The organism is Bradyrhizobium sp. cf659, assembly GCF_900113725.1.
Lineage (GTDB): Bacteria > Pseudomonadota > Alphaproteobacteria > Rhizobiales > Xanthobacteraceae > Bradyrhizobium.
Genome location: NZ_FOQJ01000003.1, coordinates 72,109 through 88,468, shown reverse-complemented (window position 1 = coordinate 88,468; position 16,360 = coordinate 72,109). Strand labels below are relative to the sequence as shown.

Here is a 16,360-nt window from a genome sequence, read left to right as displayed (position 1 = left end):
TCGCGCTCCTAATGACCGAGATAGACTTCGACGACCTTGGGATCGTTCTTCACCTTCTCCATGGTGCCCTCGGAGAGGATCTGGCCCTGGTGGAGCACGGTGACCTTGTGCGCGATGTCCTCGACGAACTTCATGTCGTGCTCGATCACCAGCACCGAGCGGTTCTTGATGATGCGGTTGAGCAGCTCGGCGGTCTTGGCGCGCTCGGACACGCTCATGCCGGCGACGGGCTCGTCCAGCATCAGGAGATCCGGGTCCTGGATCAGCAGCATGCCGATCTCGAGCCATTGCTTCTGGCCGTGACTCAACTGGTCCGCATAAGTGTCGAGACGATCCTTCAGGAAGATCATCTCGGCGACCTCCTCCACCCGCTGCCTCACCGCCGCGTCGCGCTGGAACGTCAGCGAGCCGAACACGGTGCGGCCGCGCGGATAGGAGATCTCGAGATTCTCGAACACGGTAAGGTCCACGAACACCGACGGCGTCTGGAACTTGCGGCCGACGCCGGTCTTCACGATCTCGTTCTCCTTCAGCTTCGTCAGCTCCTTGCCGCGGAACTGGATCGAACCCGAGGTGGCCTTGGTCTTGCCGCAGATCAGATCGAGCACCGTGGTCTTGCCGGCGCCGTTCGGGCCGATGATGACGCGGATCTCGTTCTCCTCGACGTAGAAGGAGAGATCGTTGACCGCCTTGAAGCCGTCGAAGGACACGGTGAGCGCTTCCACCGCGAGCAGGAATTCCTTGGGTTGATGACCGACAAGCATGATGATCTCCTCACTCGGCCGGGGCGCCGTCGGCGACGGAATCGTCGGTCCAGGCGCCCGACTTCGGTTTGCGCGGCCGCATGAACCGATCGATGCGCGGCTGCACGTAATCGGCCCAGATTCCGGACAGACCGTTCGGGAAGGCGAGCACGACCGCGATGAACAGCGCGCCGAGGCCGAACAGCCAGAGTTGCGGGAAGGATTCCGACAGGCTGGTCTTGGCGAAATTCACCAGGATGGAGCCCCACACCGCGCCGAAGATCGACATCCGCCCGCCGACCGCGGTGTAGATCACCATCTCGATCGACGGCACGATGCCGACAAAGGACGGCGACATGAAACCGACATTGAGCGCGAACATGGCGCCGCCGATCGCGGCAAAGATCGCGGCCATGCAGAAGGCGAAGATCTTGAAGTTGGCGACGCTGTAGCCGGAGAAGCGGACGCGGTCCTCCTGTTCGCGCATCGCCACCAGGATGCGGCCGAGCTTGGTCAGGCGGATGAACTGCGCGATGCCGATGCAGGCGAACAGCAACACCACCTCGACGAAGTACAGGATGATCTTGGCGTGGTCGGGCCGGATGTCCCAACCCTTGAGGGTGCGCAGGTCGGTCATGCCGTTGATGCCGCCGGTATAGCCCTGCTGCCCGACGATCAGGATGGTCAGGATGGCGGCGACGGCCTGGGTGATGATCGCGAAATAGGTGCCGCCGACCCGGCGCTTGAACATCGCGGTGCCGATGATCAGGGCAAAGACGCCGGGGACCAGGATGATGGCGAGGATGGTGAAGGTGAGACTGTGAAATGGCTGCCAGAACAGCGGCAGTGACGTGATCTGGTTCCAGTCCATGAAATCCGGAATGCCGGGGGTCGACTGGATTTTCGTGTTCTCGACGCTGGAGGCCTCCAGCTTGAGGAACATCGCCATGCAGTAGCCGCCGAGGCCGAAGAACACGCCCTGCCCCAGGCTCAGAATGCCGCCATAGCCCCAGCACAGGACGAGGCCGATCGCCACAAAGGCGTAGGTCAGGTATTTCGCGACCAGATTGAGGCGGAACACATCCAGCGACAGCGGCAGGATCACGAACAGCACGGCGGCCAGCACAATGAAGCCGATGAGCTCGGATCGATTGAAGAAGCGTGAGTTGATGAACATGACTTGCCTGCTTCCTGCTATTTGCGGACTTTGAGGGCGAAGAGGCCCTGCGGCCGCAGCATCAGAATGCCGACGACGGCGAGCAGCGTGAGCACCTTGGCCATCGAACCCGACATGAAGAATTCGAGCGTCGACTGCGTCTGCGAGATCGAGAACGCAGAGGCGATGGTGCCGAGCAGGCTGGCGGCGCCGCCGAACACGACGACGAGGAAGGTGTCGACGATGTAGAGCTGGCCCGATGTCGGCCCGGTCGAGCCGATCATGGTGAAGGCGCTTCCGGCCACGCCGGCGATGCCGCAGCCGAGCCCGAAGGTGTAGCGGTCGACCTTCTCGGTGTTGATGCCGACCGCGCCGGCCATGATGCGGTTCTGCACCACCGCGCGCACCTGGCGGCCCCAGCGCGACATATAGAGGACGTAGGCGACGCCCAGCGTGATCAGCACGGTGAGGCACATCACGAAGACGCCGTTGATCGGCACTTCGATGCTGTCGGTCACGTGGAGCGAGCCGAGCATCCACTGCGGCAGCTCGACGCCGACCTCGCGCGCACCGAACACGGAACGATAGGCCTGCTGGAGCATCAGGCTGAGACCCCAGGTGGCGAGCAGCGTATCGAGCGGGCGCTTGTAGAGGTGCCGTATCAGCACCCATTCCACCAGCATGCCCAGCGCGCCGGACGCGACAAAGGCCAGGATCATCGCGAGGAAGAAGTAGCCGCTGAACAGGCTCGGCAAGTAGGTCTGGAACAGATTGGAGGTCATCCAGGTGACGTAGGCCCCGAGGATCATGAACTCGCCATGGGCCATGTTGATGACGCCCATCTGGCCGAAGATGATCGCAAGACCGAGCGCCATCAGCACATAGACCGAGAACAGGATCAGTCCCGCAAAACCCTGCATGACGAAGATGGAGCCAAGGTCGCCAATCGAGTAGTCGCCGAACATCGATGTCCTCCGTCAGGGAAAGGGTCCCGCGTCGCGAGCAGGTTCGCGACGCGGGGGTCTTGGGCATGGACTTGCGATCCACGCCAGGGAGCGGTTTTGCCTTGAGGGAGACCGCGGAAGAGGCTGCGCGCTTACTGGTAGCGCCTCTTACTGGTAGCCCTTCGGGAACGGATCCGGCTCGACGAGATCGGCGGTCTCGTAGATCAGCTCGAACTGGCCATCGAGCTTGGCGCGCCCCACCCGGGTCTTCGACCAGAGGTGATGGTTTTCGTGGATGCGCACATAGCCTTCCGGAGCGCCCTTGAACTCGACGCCCGGCGAGGCCGCCGCGATCTTGTCGACGTCGAAGGAGCCGGCCTTCTCGACCGTCAACTTCCACAGCCACGGGCCGAGATAGGCAGCCTGGGTGACGTCTCCGATCACGGTCTTCTCACCCCACATCTTCTTGAACGCGGCCGCGAATGCCTTGTTGTTCGGGTTGTCGAGCGACTGGAAGTACTTCATGCAGGCATAGGCGCCCGCGATGTTCTCACCGCCGATGCCGTCGATCTCATCCTCGGTCACCGAGATCGTCAGCAGCGGCTGCTTGGCGAGGTCGATGCCGGCAGCCTTGAGCTGCTTGTAGAACGCGACGTTAGAACCGCCGACGACGTCGGTGAAGATCACGTCGGGCTTGGTCAGCTTGATCTTGTTGATGACCGAATTGAACTGGGTGTTGCCGAGCGGATAATACTCCTCGCCGACGACCTTGCCCTTCAGCACGTTCTCGACGTGCTTGCGCGCGATCTTGTTCGAGGTGCGCGGCCAGATGTAGTCGGAGCCGATGAAGAAGAACGACTTCGCGCCCTTCTCCTTCGCGATCCAGTTCAGGCCGGCGAGAATCTGCTGGGTCGCTTCCTGGCCGGTGTAGATCACGTTCTTGGACTGCTCGAGGCCTTCGTAGAAGGTCGGGTAGTAGAGCATGCCGTTGTACTGCTCCATGACCGGGAGCACGGCCTTGCGCGAGGCCGAGGTCCAGCAGCCCATGATCGCCGCGACCTTGTCGTTGACGAGCAGCTTCTTGGCCTTTTCGGCGAAGGTCGGCCAGTCGCTGGCGCCGTCTTCCTGGATGAACTTGATCTTGCGGCCGAGCACGCCGCCCATGGCGTTGATCTGCTCGATGGCGAGCTTTTCGGCTTCGATCGAGCCGGTCTCGGAGATCGCCATGGTGCCAGTCGCCGAATGCAGGATGCCGACCGTCACCTCGGTGTCGGTGACCGCGAGACCCGTGGTATTGACCGCCGAGGTCGCCGGGGTCTGCGCAAAAGAGGCCCGCGGCAGCATCGTGATGGCCGGCACGGCCGCCATTCCCATCAATAATTTGCGCCGGAGCGGCGACAACAGGCCCTTGTTTGCTTCGTCTGACATGAGCACCCCACTTTTTGTTCGAGGACACGCGATCGGTGCCGTGAGGATGGCTCGAATTTGTGCAGCGCAAGCATACGCAAGATCGCGTATACTGCACCGCAAAATGCCGACGTAGGCTTTTGGTATGGGATTTGCGAGGGATCCGGGTCGTATCGGGAGTGGGGTTAAGTGGCAGGGCGGCAGCGAATAGACCGCGTCAGGCGCCAGTACAACCAATGGGTCGCCAACCAGACGCTGGAAGACTACGCGCTGCGCTTCACAGCCAAGAGCGCGCGCCGCTGGTCCACCGCCCGCGTCGCCAACACCGCGCTGGGCGCGATTTCGTTCCTGGCGATGGAAGCGATCGGCGGCACCATCACCCTGAACTACGGCGTCACCAACGCCACCGCCGCGATCCTCGTGGTCTCGACCATCATCTTCTGCTGCGGCGTGCCGATCGCCTACTATGCCGCCAAATGCGGCATCGACATTGACCTGCTGACGCGCGGCGCCGGTTTCGGCTACATCGGCTCAACCATCACCTCGCTGATCTACGCGTCCTTCACCTTCATCTTCTTCGCGATCGAAGCGGTGATCCTGGCGTCCGCACTCGAGATGTGCTTCGGGATTCCGCGCCCCGTAGGCTATCTGATCAGCGCCGTCGTCATCATCCCGCTGGTGGCCTACGGCATCACGCTGATCAGCCGCTTCCAGCTCTGGACCCAGCCCCTCTGGATCGTTCTGCACATCCTGCCCTTTGCGGCGATCGCCTGGGCCAACCCCTACTCGTTTACGGAGTGGCGCAAGTTCTCGGGCGAGCACGGCGACCTCAACGGACATTTCGATCTGCTGCTGTTCGGTGTTGCAGCCTCGGTCGTGTTTTCGCTGGTGGCGCAGATCGGCGAGCAGGTCGACTTCCTGCGATTCCTGCCGCGCGACCGTCGTGCCTCGAGGACCTCCTGGTGGATCGCACTGATGAGCGCGGGGCCCGGCTGGATCGTGCTCGGCGCGCTGAAATTGCTGGCCGGCTCATTCCTCGCCTTCTTCGCACTCAGCCACGGCGTGCCGCCCGAAGAGGCCGCCGAGCCGGCGCATATGTATCTCGAGGCATTTCGATACGTGCTGTCGCAGCCCGACCTCGCGCTGGCGCTGACCGGCACCTTCGTGATCCTGTCGCAGGTCAAGATCAACGTCACCAACGCCTATGCCGGCTCGATCGCCTGGTCGAACTTCTTCTCACGCCTGACCCACAGCCATCCCGGCCGCGTGGTCTGGCTGGTCTTCAACGTGATCGTGGCGCTGCTGTTGATGGAGATCGGCGTCTACAAGGCGCTGGAGCAGACGCTGGCGCTCTATTCCAACGTCGCGATCGCCTGGGTCGGCGCCCTGGTCGCCGATCTCGTCATCAACAAGCCGCTTGGCTTGCGGCCACCGCAGATCGAGTTCAAGCGCGCGCATCTCTACGACATCAATCCGGTCGGCGTTGGCGCGATGACGATCGCGACCATTATCTCCATCAGCGCCTTCTACGGCCTGTTCGGGCCGACCGCGAAGGCGCTGTCGGCCTTCATCGCGCTGGCGGTTGCCTTCCTCGCCGCACCGCTGATCGCATGGGCGACCGGCGGCAAATACTACATCGCGCGCAAACCCAAGCGGAGCTGGCAGAGCTTCGAGGCGATCCAGTGCTGCATCTGCGAGCACTCGTTCGAACCGGAGGACATGGCCTCCTGCCCCGCATACGCCGGGCCGATCTGCTCACTGTGCTGTTCGCTCGACGCCCGCTGCCACGACCTCTGCAAGCCGCATGCGCGCGCGCAGACGCAGTTCTCCGAGACGCTCGGCAAGATCCTGCCGCAGCCGATCTACCAGCGGATCAATTCGCAGCTCGGCCATTACATCGGCGTGTTCGTGGTCTCGGCCGGCCTCGTCGCGCTCGTGCTGGGGCTGATCTATCTCCAGACCTCCGCGAGCGTGCATGGCGAGAACATGCTCGTCTCCGACGTGCTGTGGAAGGTGTTCTTCTCGCTCAGCATCATCATCGGCGTGGTGGCCTGGCTGTTCGTGCTGGCGCAGCAGAGTCGCCGCGCCGCGGAGGCCGAGACGCGGCGGCAGACCACGCTGCTGATCCAGGAGATCGACGCGCACAAGCGCACCGACGCCGAGCTCCAGCGCGCCAAGGAGGTCGCCGAATCCGCCAACCTCGCCAAGAGTCGCTATGTCGTCGGCCTCAGCCACGAGCTGCGCTCGCCGCTGAATGCGATCAGCGGCTATGCACAGCTCCTCGAGCAGGATGCGACGCTGAGCACCAAGCCGCGCGACCAGGTCCGCGTCGTCCGCCGCAGCGCCGACCATCTCTCCGGCCTGATCGACGGCATTCTGGACATCTCCAAGATCGAGGCGGGACGGCTGTATCTCTCGCGCGACGAGGTGCGCCTCAGCGAATTCCTCGACCAGCTCGTCGGCATGTTCCGGCTTCAGGCCGCTGCCAAGGGCATCGACTTCGTGTTCAGGCGCCCCGCCCACCTGCCGATCGTGGTCTATGCCGACGAGAAGCGGCTGCGCCAGGTGTTGATCAACCTGCTTTCCAACGCGATCAAATTCACCCAGACCGGCAGCGTGCAGTTCGTCGTGCACTATCGCAGCCCCGTTGCCGAATTCGAGGTGATCGACACCGGTCCCGGCATCCAGGGCGGCGATCTCGAACGCATCTTCGCGCCGTTCGAACGCGGCGCCCTCGGTGTCTCGCAGCCGCAGACCGGAACGGGTCTCGGGCTGACCATCAGCCGGCTGCTCGCCGGCGTCATGGGCGGCGACATCAAGGTCCTGAGCACGGTCGGCACCGGCAGCACGTTCAAGGTCAAGATCCTGCTGTCGGAGGTCGCCAATCCCCAGCGCATCGCTCCGGTGGAGGCGCCGGTCTCCGGCTATCACGGCGCGCGCAAGACGATCCTGATCACCGACGACGACCCCGTTCATCGCGACCTCCTGCGCGAAGTGCTGACGCCGCTTGGCTTCATCCTGCTCAGCGCCACCGATGGCCCGGGCTGCCTCGCGCTCGCGCAGCATTGCCGGCCCGATCTGTTCCTGCTCGACATCTCCATGCCCGGCATGGACGGCTGGACGGTCGCGGAGACGCTGCGCGCGAGCGGCCATCACCAGGCCCGGATCCTGATGGTCTCGGCGAGCGCGCTGGAGGCTCACGGCACGCCGCTGGCGCAGCCGTTCCACGACGGCTATCTGATGAAGCCGATCGATATTCCGCGGCTGCTGGAGACGATCCGCCAGCTGCTCAAGATCGAATGGCAGTACGGCCCGGACGAGATCGAGGTGCCGTTCTGGCAGCCCGAGAGCGGCTCACGGCCGCCGGCGCGACACATCGAGGAGCTGATCGGGCTCGGCCAGATCGGCTACGTCAGGGGCATCCAGCTGAAGCTCGACGAGATCGGCAGCGAGCATCCGGAGCATGCCGACTTCGTCGCCCAGATGCGATCGCTGGTCGACCGCTTCGATCTCGACCGGTACATGGCCACATTGAAGACGTTGCATGCGCATGAGCATTGAGTCGAAGAAGCGCGACGTCGCGCTCGTTGTGGATGACTCTCCCGAAACGCTGCGGCTGCTCACCGACGCGCTCGACGGCGCCGGCATGACGGTGATGGTGGCACTCGACGGCGCAGCGGCGATGCGCATCGTCGACCAGATCACGCCCGACATCGTGCTGCTCGATGCGGTAATGCCCGGCATGGACGGCTTCGAGACCTGCCGCCGCCTCAAGCGCGATGCGGGCCTTGCCAACATCCCCGTGATCTTCATGACGGGCCTTGCCGAGACCGAGCATATCGTGCGCGGGCTGGACGCCGGCGGCGTCGACTACGTGACCAAGCCGATCGTGATCGAGGAGATGCTGGCGCGCATCCGTGTCCATCTCGGCAATGCCCGCCTGACCCAGAGCGCGCGCGCTGCGCTCGACGTCTCCGGCCGCTTCCTGTTCGCGGTCAACCGCCAGGGCAACATCCTCTGGGCGACCCCGCAGGCGCAGAAGCTGCTGTCCGATCACCACGGCGCGCAGGCCGACGACTTCGTCCTGCCGCCATCACTGCTGCAATGGCTGGAGCAGGCCAAGGGCAAGGGCAGCGCGAAGTCGCAAGGTGCTTCCTTGCCCGACAATCCGCAGCTCCGGTTCTATTACATGGGCGAAACCGCACCCAACGAGTTCCTGCTGCGGCTGTCCAAGGAGTCCGGCACGGCGCTGCCCCCCGAATTCACCAGCGAGCTCGGCCTCACCACCCGCGAAGGCGAGGTGCTGGCATGGCTCAGCAAGGGCAAGACCAACCGCGACATCGCGCAGATCCTGGGATTGAGCCCGCGCACGGTCGACAAGCATCTCGAGCAGATCTATTCGAAGCTGGGCGTGGAGAACCGGACGGCGGCTGCCGCGATTGCGGCGAATGCGACGCGAAGGAATTCGTGAGCCGCCACTGCGAATGAGTTGGCACGCGGTCTACCCAACCAGCGGTGTCGTCCCGGACAAGCGAAGCGCAGATCCGGGACCCATAATCGCAGGGAGACGTTTGACGAAGACTCGGAGTTACCTGCTCGCTCCATAACCACTCCCTGTGGTTATGGGTCCCGGGTTCGCTTCGCGCCCCGGGACGACAGCGGAGTGTGTGGCGGTCGCCGCCGTCCCTTAAAGCAAACCCCTCACCCGTACACGAACGCCTTGTCGTCCAGATCCGTCTTCGGGATCTCGTCCTTCTCGATCCAGTAATCCTGGCTATGCTGCCATTCCGGCTTGTCGCCGCGCTTGGGCAACAGATTTATGTTGCGCATCATGTAGCCGGGATTGAAGTTTTCCGGATCGATCCAGGGCAGGATCGGCATGTTGTGGTCCTCGGGGCGCAAGCTCACCTCGACCTTCTTTCTGCCCTTCGCCTTCATGTGTCCGAGTAGACGGCAGACGAAATCGGCGACGAGGTCGACGCGCAGCGTCCAGCTGGCACGGAAATAGCCGAACACCCAGACCATGTTCGGCACGCCCGTGAACATCATGCCGCGATAGGTGACGGTGTCGCCGAAGGCGAGCGGCTTGCCGTCGATCTCGAAGGCGATGTCGCCGAGCGCCGCAAGGTTGAAGCCGGTCGCGGTGATGATGACATCTGCTTCCAGCAGCTTGCCGGATTTGAGCTGGATACCGTTCTCGACGAAGCATTCGATCTCATCGGTGACGACGGAGGCCTTGCCGCTGGCGATGCCCTTGAACAGGTCGGCATCGGGCACGAAGGCGATGCGCTGGCGCCACGGCCGGTAGCTGGGCGTGAAGTGTTTCTCGACGTCGTAATCCGGACCAAGAACAGCGCTGATCTGGCCGATCAGTTCCTTCTTCACCTGCTCGGGCTTCGACACACAGAGCTTCGTGAACGCATCCTGCTCGAACAGGATCTTGCGGCGGACGATCTCGTGGATCCATTCCTCGTCGACCTGGAGCCTGCGCAGCTCCTCCGCGAGCTCGATGGCGTTGCGGCCAAGCCTGAAATAGGTCGGCGAACGCTGGAGCATGGTCACGTGCGCGCACTTGTCGGCGATGTTCGGCACCAGCGTCGCCGCCGTCGCGCCCGAGCCGATCACGACCACCTTCTTGTTCGTGAGGTCGATGTCATCAAGCCAGGTCTGCGGATGGACGATGCGGCCATTGAAGCGATCCATGCCCTTCCACTCGGGCGTGTAACCCTCGGAATGGCGATAATAGCCCTGGCACATCCAGAGGAAATTTGCGGTGAAGGTCTTTGCTTCGCCGGTATCGGTCGTGACCGCTTCGATGGTCCAGAGATTCTGCTCGCTCGACCAGCTCGCGGAATTGATCTTGTGCTTGTAGCGGATGTGGCGGGCGATATCGTTGTCCTCGATCACCTCGCTCATGTAAGCGAGGATCTCCTCGGCGGTCGCGATCGGCGGCCCGACCCAGGGCTTGAAGCTATAACCGAAAGTGTGGAGGTCGCTGTCGGAGCGGATGCCGGGATAGCGATGCGTGATCCAGGTGCCGCCGAACGTCGCTTGCGTTTCCAGGATGACGTAGCTCGTGCCCGGCAGCTGCTTCGTGACGTGATAGGCGCTGCCGATGCCGGAGATGCCGGCGCCGACGATCAGCACGTCGAAATGCTCTGAAACCTGTTTGGCCGTGGCGTGACTGCGAACAGCGACATTCATTGTTGCTTCTATGCCTTGCTTGTTTTTTGGCCGCCCTTGATTGAGCGGCGCGTTTCCTCCGCGACAGGCATGATCACCCGCCGCACTTCCACTTCAACATGGCACAGATCAAGTTGCGGTCAAATCACAGCGCCGCACCCCAGCTCCGCGCGGTCTGCAAGATCCAGTCGCGGTAGAGCGTGAGCGGCGTGACGCCGGTCAACCCGCCGCAGCCGGCGGCGCCGTTCGGCCCCGTGGACCAGCTGATCAGGCCGACGAGCACGGCGCCGTTCGGCTTCTCCTCGAGCACGGGACCGCCGGAATCACCGGTGCAGGCGCCAATTCCGTCGCGAACACCGTTGGTTACGGGATCGACCAGCCGGATCTGAAGCGTGCCGGGCTGGCCGGTGGCGACGAGGCCCGCGACACGCGTCGCGCCGCCGCTCTTGCCGTCACCGCGCACGGTGACGCCAATGCCGGCGATGACGAAGCGGCCACCGACCTGGATTGGAATATTCGGCATGCCGACCGGCACCGTCGATTTTCCCTTGAGTGGAATTTCCAGTTGCAGCAACGCCACGTCGGCGGTGGCGCGATGTGCCTGCATCGCCTGCATGTTGAAGCTTGGATGGATCGCGACGGTGCGGACGTTCAGCAATTGCGGCTGGCCGCCGGCGCCGCGATCGACGATCTTGTAGTCCGCGCCGGGCTGCGCGCAGTGGGCGACGGTGAGCACGAGTTTTGGCGCGATCAGGCTGCCGGTGCAGAAATTGCCGCGTGAGCCGACGATGGTGACGACGGCGCGCGCGACGCCATCGGCCTGCGGCGTGCCGCCACCGACGATGGCATGAGCGGGCGTGGCGAGCAGCAACGCGGCGATGATGAGAAGCTTCTTCATGGGAACACGCCTTGGCGGCGCCTTGGTGGGGTTGCTTCGGACTGGCCCTTGCCGATAGCGCATGCTAGCCGTCTTGGAAAGGAATTGACGAGGGCAGGACATTGGCGATCGAGGCTGTGATCTTTGATTTTGGCGGCGTGCTGACGAGCTCGCCGTTCGAGGCGTTCGCGCGGTTCGAGACCGAGCGTGGACTGCCCATCGACATCATCCGGCGCACCAACGCCGCCAATCACCTGGAAAACGCCTGGGCCAGGTTCGAGCGCGCCGAGGTCGACATCGACACCTTCGACAAGCTGTTCGCGGAGGAGTCGCGCGCGCTCGGCGCGGAGGTGCGCGGCCGCGACGTGCTGCCGCTGCTTCAGGGCGATCTGCGTCCCGAGATGGTCGAAGCGTTGAAGCGCATCAAGTCCGGGCTCAAGACCGGCTGCATCACCAACAATCTGCCCGCCAACGCCATCGGCAGCATGACCGGGCGCTCGCTCTACATCGCCGAGGTGATGGTGCTGTTCGACCACGTCATCGAATCCGCCAAGATCGGCCTCCGCAAACCCGACCCACGCATTTACAAGATGATGGTCGAGACGCTGAAGGTCGATCCAAGGAATTGCGTCTATCTCGACGATCTCGGCGTCAATCTGAAACCCGCGCGTGAGATGGGCATGACCACCATCAAGGTCGCTAGCGGCGCCCAGGCGATCACCGAGCTTGAGAAGGCGACAGGGCTCAAACTCCGCTAGAGCGTCATCCTCCGTCATTGCGAGCGCAGCGAAGCAATCCAGAATCCCACCGCGGAGACAGTCTGGATTGCTTCGCTGCGCTCGCAATGACGAGATCGGAGCGACGGTCCTCGTGAAACGCCCTACTCCGCCGCGGCGGCGATCCGCTCCGGAAACGCGGCTGCGAGCGAGGCGCGGTCGGGCTTCAGCACACCGCGCTCCGTGATGAGACCGGTGACGAGGCGAGCAGGCGTCACGTCGAAGGCATAGTTCGCGACCGGCGAGTTCTCGGGCACGATGCGCACCGTCTCCAGCCTCCCGTCCGCGGTGCGGCCGGTCATATCGGTGACCTCCACGCCGCTGCGCTGCTCGATCGGGATGTCGCGGATGCCGTCATGGACGGCGAAATCGATCGTCGGCGACGGCAGCGCGACGTAGAACGGCACGCCGTTGTCATGCGCGGCGAGCGCTTTCAGATACGTGCCGATCTTGTTGCAGACGTCGCCATTGGCGGCGACGCGGTCGGTGCCGACGATGGCGAGATCGACCATGCCGTGCTGCATCAGATGGCCGCCGGTATTGTCGGGGATCACCGTGTGCGGCACGCCGTGGTGGCCGAGCTCCCAGGCCGTGAGCGAGGCACCCTGGTTGCGCGGCCGCGTCTCGTCGACCCAGACATGGATCTTGATGCCGCGCTCATGCGCCAGATAGATCGGCGCCGTCGCCGTGCCCCAGTCGACGGTCGCAAGCCAGCCGGCATTGCAATGGGTCAGCACGTTGACGACCTCGCCCGGCTTCTTCGCCGTGATCGCCTCGATCAGCGTCAGGCCGTTGGCGGCGATGCCGCGATTGATCTCGACGTCCTGCTCGACGATCTCATCGGCGCGTGCATAGGCCGCCTCCGCCCGTTCAACGGAATCGATCGGCGCGAGCGTCGCACGCATCTCGTCCAGGGCCCATTTCAGATTGATTGCGGTCGGGCGTGCCACGACGAGCGTCGCGTAGGCGCGCTCCAGACCCGCATCGGAAGCGTCCTCGCGCATGGCAAGCGCCATGCCGTAAGCTGCGGTGGCACCGATCAGCGGCGCGCCGCGCACCAGCATGTCGCGAATCGCCACGGCCGCGTCCTCGCACGAGGTCAACCTTGCGACAACGAACTCATGCGGCAGCCGGCGCTGATCGATCGCGCCGACCGACCAGCCGTCGCGCTCGCGCCAGATGCTGCGGAAATGCTTGCCGTCGACCTTCATGGCTTTCTGCCTTTCGTCTCACCCGCGCAGCACGCGCCCCGCCACCGCATCGAGCTTCTTCAAAAGCTCCGGATCACGCGCCTCGGGCGCGGTGATCAGCGCGGTGTCGAGCGCGCGGTCCGAACCGATCGGGCACGGCTCATGCTCACGCGGAAAGTCTTGCGCCAGCCGCGCCACCAGCGCCTTCGCCTTGTCGGCATTCGAGGTCAGCATGCGAATGATGTCCTGCACGGTAACGGCGTCGTGGTCGGGATGCCAGCAGTCGAAATCCGTCACCATCGCGACCGTGGCGTAGCAGAGCTCCGCTTCGCGCGCGAGCTTCGCCTCGGGCATGTTGGTCATGCCGATCACGGAATAGCCAAGGGTCTTGTAGGTCATGCTCTCCGCATAGGTCGAGAACTGCGGCCCTTCCATGCAGACATAGGTGCCGCCCCGCGCGATTGCGATACCCTCGGCCTCGGCAGCCGCGGCGAGATGGATGCGCAGCCGCGGCGAGACCGGATGGGCCATCGACACATGCGCGACACAGCCACGGCCGAAGAACGAGCTCTCGCGCTTGTGGGTGCGGTCGACGAATTGATCGACCAGCACGAAGGTGCCGGGCGGCATCTCTTCCTTGAACGAGCCACAGGCCGACAGCGAGATCAGGTCGGTGACACCGGCCCGCTTCAGGACGTCGATATTGGCGCGATAGTTGATGTCGGAGGGCGACAGCCTGTGGCCCTTGTCGTGCCGCGGCAGGAACACGATCGGCAGGCCTGCGATGGTCCCGCGCCGCAGGGGCGCCGACGGCTCGCCCCACGGGCTCTTGATCACCTCTTCGCGCGCACCCTCGAGGCCCGGCAGGTCGTAGATGCCGGAGCCGCCGATGATGCCCAATACCGCCTGCGTCATGCCTGCTCCACCCTGTCTGCTCCATGCGACATGGTTAAGCTATGCCAGTTTTGCGGCGGTTTTGGAACGGGGGTGGGGGACGATGCGCGTGAGGGGCGTGAGGGGCTCGTAACACGTCCGGTGTCGTCCTGGCGAAAGCCAGGACCCATACCGCGAGGTCCATCGATGGGGCGCGATATCAATCCCGAACGACCAAACTTCGCCAAACTCCTCCCTGGGGTAATGGGTCCTGGCTTTCGCCAGGACGACCCCGGAGAGGGAGCAGAGCGCGTAACTACGCCGCGGTCGCCGGCTGCAACTGGGTCATCACCATCCGCTCCAGCGTTTCGACGGACTGGAAATTCTCCGGCGTGATCTCCGACTGCGGGATGGTGAAGTCGAACTCGGCTTCGACGCCGAGCATCAGATTGACCATGTCCATCGAGGTCAGGCCGGCGTCGACGAGCTTTGCCGACGGCGTGACGTCAGCGGCGAGCGCGTTCTGTTCGAGGATGCCCTTCACCAGCTTGATGATGCGATTGCGCACGTCGGTATTGAAGCCCTGCATCGGCAAATTCCCGTTTGTCTAGTCGGACCGGACTGCCGCCTACGATGGGCAGGGACGGCCGAACCCGCAATGGTCGGCACCATTACTTCGCCTTTCTTAGTAAACGATGACTCAGATTGTCTGGAATCCGCGCTTCTTCCAGATCCCTAACGCGATCACGGAAATTCCGACCATGCCAACAACCGGACCTTAACTGTTCGTTCGGAATTTGGCTTTGTTTACCCTGTATTTCATCGACGAATTTGAATTAAATCCCTAGCCTCGTCTCACAAGCAAAGATGGTCGGAGGATCGCTTACGCGCATCGCGAATGATGCCGGCGATCTCGAACGGCAAAACCGGAGGCGGACGAGTATGAACGTGCGTGAAGCAGTCCTCACTGTCGATGAAACGCAGACGAGCCTCCTCGAGCAGGGTCCCTCCCTGATCGAGCGCGCCGCCCGGACCGCAGCTGCGGCAGCGGCCGACGCAGACGGGGTCGATCGCGACGCCCGCTTCCCGCACAAGGCTTTCGACGTCGCGCGTGAGCAGAAATTGCTCGGCGTCATGATCCCGGTCGAGTTCGGGGGCTTCGGCGCCTCGATCTACGACGTCACCGACATCTGCTACACGCTCGGGCGGGCCTGTGCCTCGACCGCGATGATCTACGCGATGCACCAGACCAAGGTCGCCTGCGTCGTCAGGCATGGCCACGGCATTCCCTGGATGGAAACCATGATGCGCCGGGTCGCCCGCGACCAGTGGCTGCTCGCCTCCTCCACCACCGAAGGCCAGAACGGCGGCAACATCCGCGCCAGCGCGGCCGCCGTCGACGTCGACGGCGACACCGTCTCGCTGCTGCGCGACGCCACCGTGATCTCCTACGGCGCCGAGGCCGACGGCCTCGTCACCATCGCCCGCCGCGCCACCGACGCCGCCGCCTCCGACCAGGTGCTGCTGGCGCTCGCCAAGGACGATTACTCGCTGAAGCGGACGCTGGGCTGGGAAACGCTCGGCATGCGCGGCACCTGCTCCACCGGTTTCGAGCTGAAGGTCGACTGCCCGGCCGACCGCGTCTTCCCGGAAGCCTACGACAAGATCCATGCCCAGACGATGACGCCGTTCGCGCATCTGTGCTGGTCCTCGGCCTGGGCCGGCATTGCCGCCACGGCCGTGACGCGCGCGCAGGCCTTCATCCGCAAGGCGGCTCGCAGCTCCGGCGGCCAGATGCCGCCGGCGGCTGCGCATTTCACGGCCGCGAAGATGTCGCTGGCAAAGCTCCGCGCGCTGATCGCTGCCAATATCGACGTCTTCGCCCGTGCCGAGCACGACGAGCGCGCACTCGGCTCGCTCGACTTCCAGTCGTCGATCACGCTTCTGAAGGTGCAGGCTTCCGAGCTCGCGGTCGAGACCGTGATGCACGCGATGCGCACCGCGGGCCTTTCCGGCTACCGCAACGACGGCGAGTTCACCATGGGCCGTCACCTGCGCGACGTGCTGTCGTCGCCGATCATGATCAACAACGACCGTATTCTGGCCAACGCCGCGACCTCGACGCTGATGAGCGGCATTCCGGCGAGCCTTCGGGACTGACAAGCTTTCGAAACTGACGTGCCTTCGTCCAATAAGAATAATTTTCAGATA

Annotated in this window: 13 protein-coding genes; 4 read left to right on the top strand and 9 right to left on the bottom strand. The window is 63.9% G+C overall.

Annotated elements, in window-relative coordinates; translation table 11 throughout:
* Window positions 1-8 precede the first annotated feature (8 nt).
* The 4 genes from urtD to urtA form a co-directional block, all read right to left on the bottom strand.
* The gene (urtD, locus tag BM118_RS14495; RefSeq protein WP_092186247.1) at window positions 9-764 is read right to left on the bottom strand and encodes an urea ABC transporter ATP-binding protein UrtD; all 756 of its coding nucleotides are present in this window, start codon (window positions 762-764) and stop codon (window positions 9-11) included.
* A gap of 10 nt (window positions 765-774) precedes the next feature.
* Window positions 775-1,920 carry an urea ABC transporter permease subunit UrtC gene (gene urtC / locus BM118_RS14490; RefSeq protein WP_092186246.1) on the bottom strand — a complete coding sequence of 382 codons (1,146 nt, stop codon included), beginning with the start codon at window positions 1,918-1,920 and terminating at the stop codon, window positions 775-777.
* 17 nt (window positions 1,921-1,937) lie between these two features.
* Window positions 1,938-2,864: an urea ABC transporter permease subunit UrtB gene (gene urtB, locus BM118_RS14485; protein ID WP_092186245.1), complete on the bottom strand. Its 927-nt coding sequence runs from the start codon at window positions 2,862-2,864 to the stop codon at window positions 1,938-1,940.
* A 147-nt stretch (window positions 2,865-3,011) separates the two neighbouring features.
* Window positions 3,012-4,271 carry an urea ABC transporter substrate-binding protein gene (gene urtA / locus BM118_RS14480; RefSeq protein WP_092186244.1) on the bottom strand — a complete coding sequence of 420 codons (1,260 nt, stop codon included), beginning with the start codon at window positions 4,269-4,271 and terminating at the stop codon, window positions 3,012-3,014.
* Between the two features lie 168 nt (window positions 4,272-4,439).
* Between urtA and BM118_RS14475 the strand changes: the two genes are divergently transcribed.
* Both BM118_RS14475 and BM118_RS14470 read left to right on the top strand, forming a co-directional pair.
* Complete coding sequence (locus BM118_RS14475) at window positions 4,440-7,811, top strand: hybrid sensor histidine kinase/response regulator (RefSeq protein WP_092186243.1); 3,372 nt, start codon at window positions 4,440-4,442, stop codon at window positions 7,809-7,811.
* Complete coding sequence (locus BM118_RS14470) at window positions 7,795-8,721, top strand: response regulator (RefSeq protein WP_177234320.1); 927 nt, start codon at window positions 7,795-7,797, stop codon at window positions 8,719-8,721. Before BM118_RS14475 ends, BM118_RS14470 begins: the two co-directional genes overlap by 17 nt.
* A gap of 230 nt (window positions 8,722-8,951) precedes the next feature.
* On the opposite strand, the gene BM118_RS14465 is transcribed toward BM118_RS14470, so the two are convergent.
* Together BM118_RS14465 and BM118_RS14460 are read right to left on the bottom strand one after the other, a co-directional pair.
* Complete coding sequence (locus tag BM118_RS14465) at window positions 8,952-10,454, bottom strand: flavin-containing monooxygenase (protein WP_092186242.1); 1,503 nt, start codon at window positions 10,452-10,454, stop codon at window positions 8,952-8,954.
* A gap of 124 nt (window positions 10,455-10,578) precedes the next feature.
* Window positions 10,579-11,331 (bottom strand): S1 family peptidase, encoded by a 753-nt coding sequence (locus BM118_RS14460; protein ID WP_177234319.1) that lies wholly within the window; start codon window positions 11,329-11,331, stop codon window positions 10,579-10,581.
* Between the two features lie 101 nt (window positions 11,332-11,432).
* Here BM118_RS14460 and BM118_RS14455 point away from each other — a divergent pair, with 101 nt between their 5' ends.
* Complete coding sequence (locus tag BM118_RS14455) at window positions 11,433-12,068, top strand: HAD-IA family hydrolase (protein ID WP_177234318.1); 636 nt, start codon at window positions 11,433-11,435, stop codon at window positions 12,066-12,068.
* Window positions 12,069-12,190: 122 nt separating this feature from the next.
* On the opposite strand, the gene mtnA is transcribed toward BM118_RS14455, so the two are convergent.
* From mtnA to BM118_RS14435, 3 genes are all read right to left on the bottom strand, one after another.
* Window positions 12,191-13,297: an S-methyl-5-thioribose-1-phosphate isomerase gene (gene mtnA / locus BM118_RS14450; protein ID WP_092186240.1), complete on the bottom strand. Its 1,107-nt coding sequence runs from the start codon at window positions 13,295-13,297 to the stop codon at window positions 12,191-12,193.
* An 18-nt stretch (window positions 13,298-13,315) separates the two neighbouring features.
* Window positions 13,316-14,191, bottom strand: coding sequence for an S-methyl-5'-thioadenosine phosphorylase (locus BM118_RS14445; protein WP_092186239.1), 876 nt, complete (start codon window positions 14,189-14,191; stop codon window positions 13,316-13,318).
* A gap of 274 nt (window positions 14,192-14,465) precedes the next feature.
* Window positions 14,466-14,738, bottom strand: a complete 273-nt coding sequence (locus BM118_RS14435) for a phosphopantetheine-binding protein (RefSeq protein WP_092186238.1) — start codon at window positions 14,736-14,738, stop codon at window positions 14,466-14,468.
* A gap of 353 nt (window positions 14,739-15,091) precedes the next feature.
* On the opposite strand from BM118_RS14435, the gene BM118_RS14430 reads away from it, so the two are divergent.
* A complete protein-coding gene (locus BM118_RS14430; RefSeq protein ID WP_092187002.1) occupies window positions 15,092-16,309 on the top strand; it encodes an acyl-CoA dehydrogenase family protein in 1,218 nt (405 codons plus the stop codon).
* Window positions 16,310-16,360 lie beyond the last annotated feature (51 nt).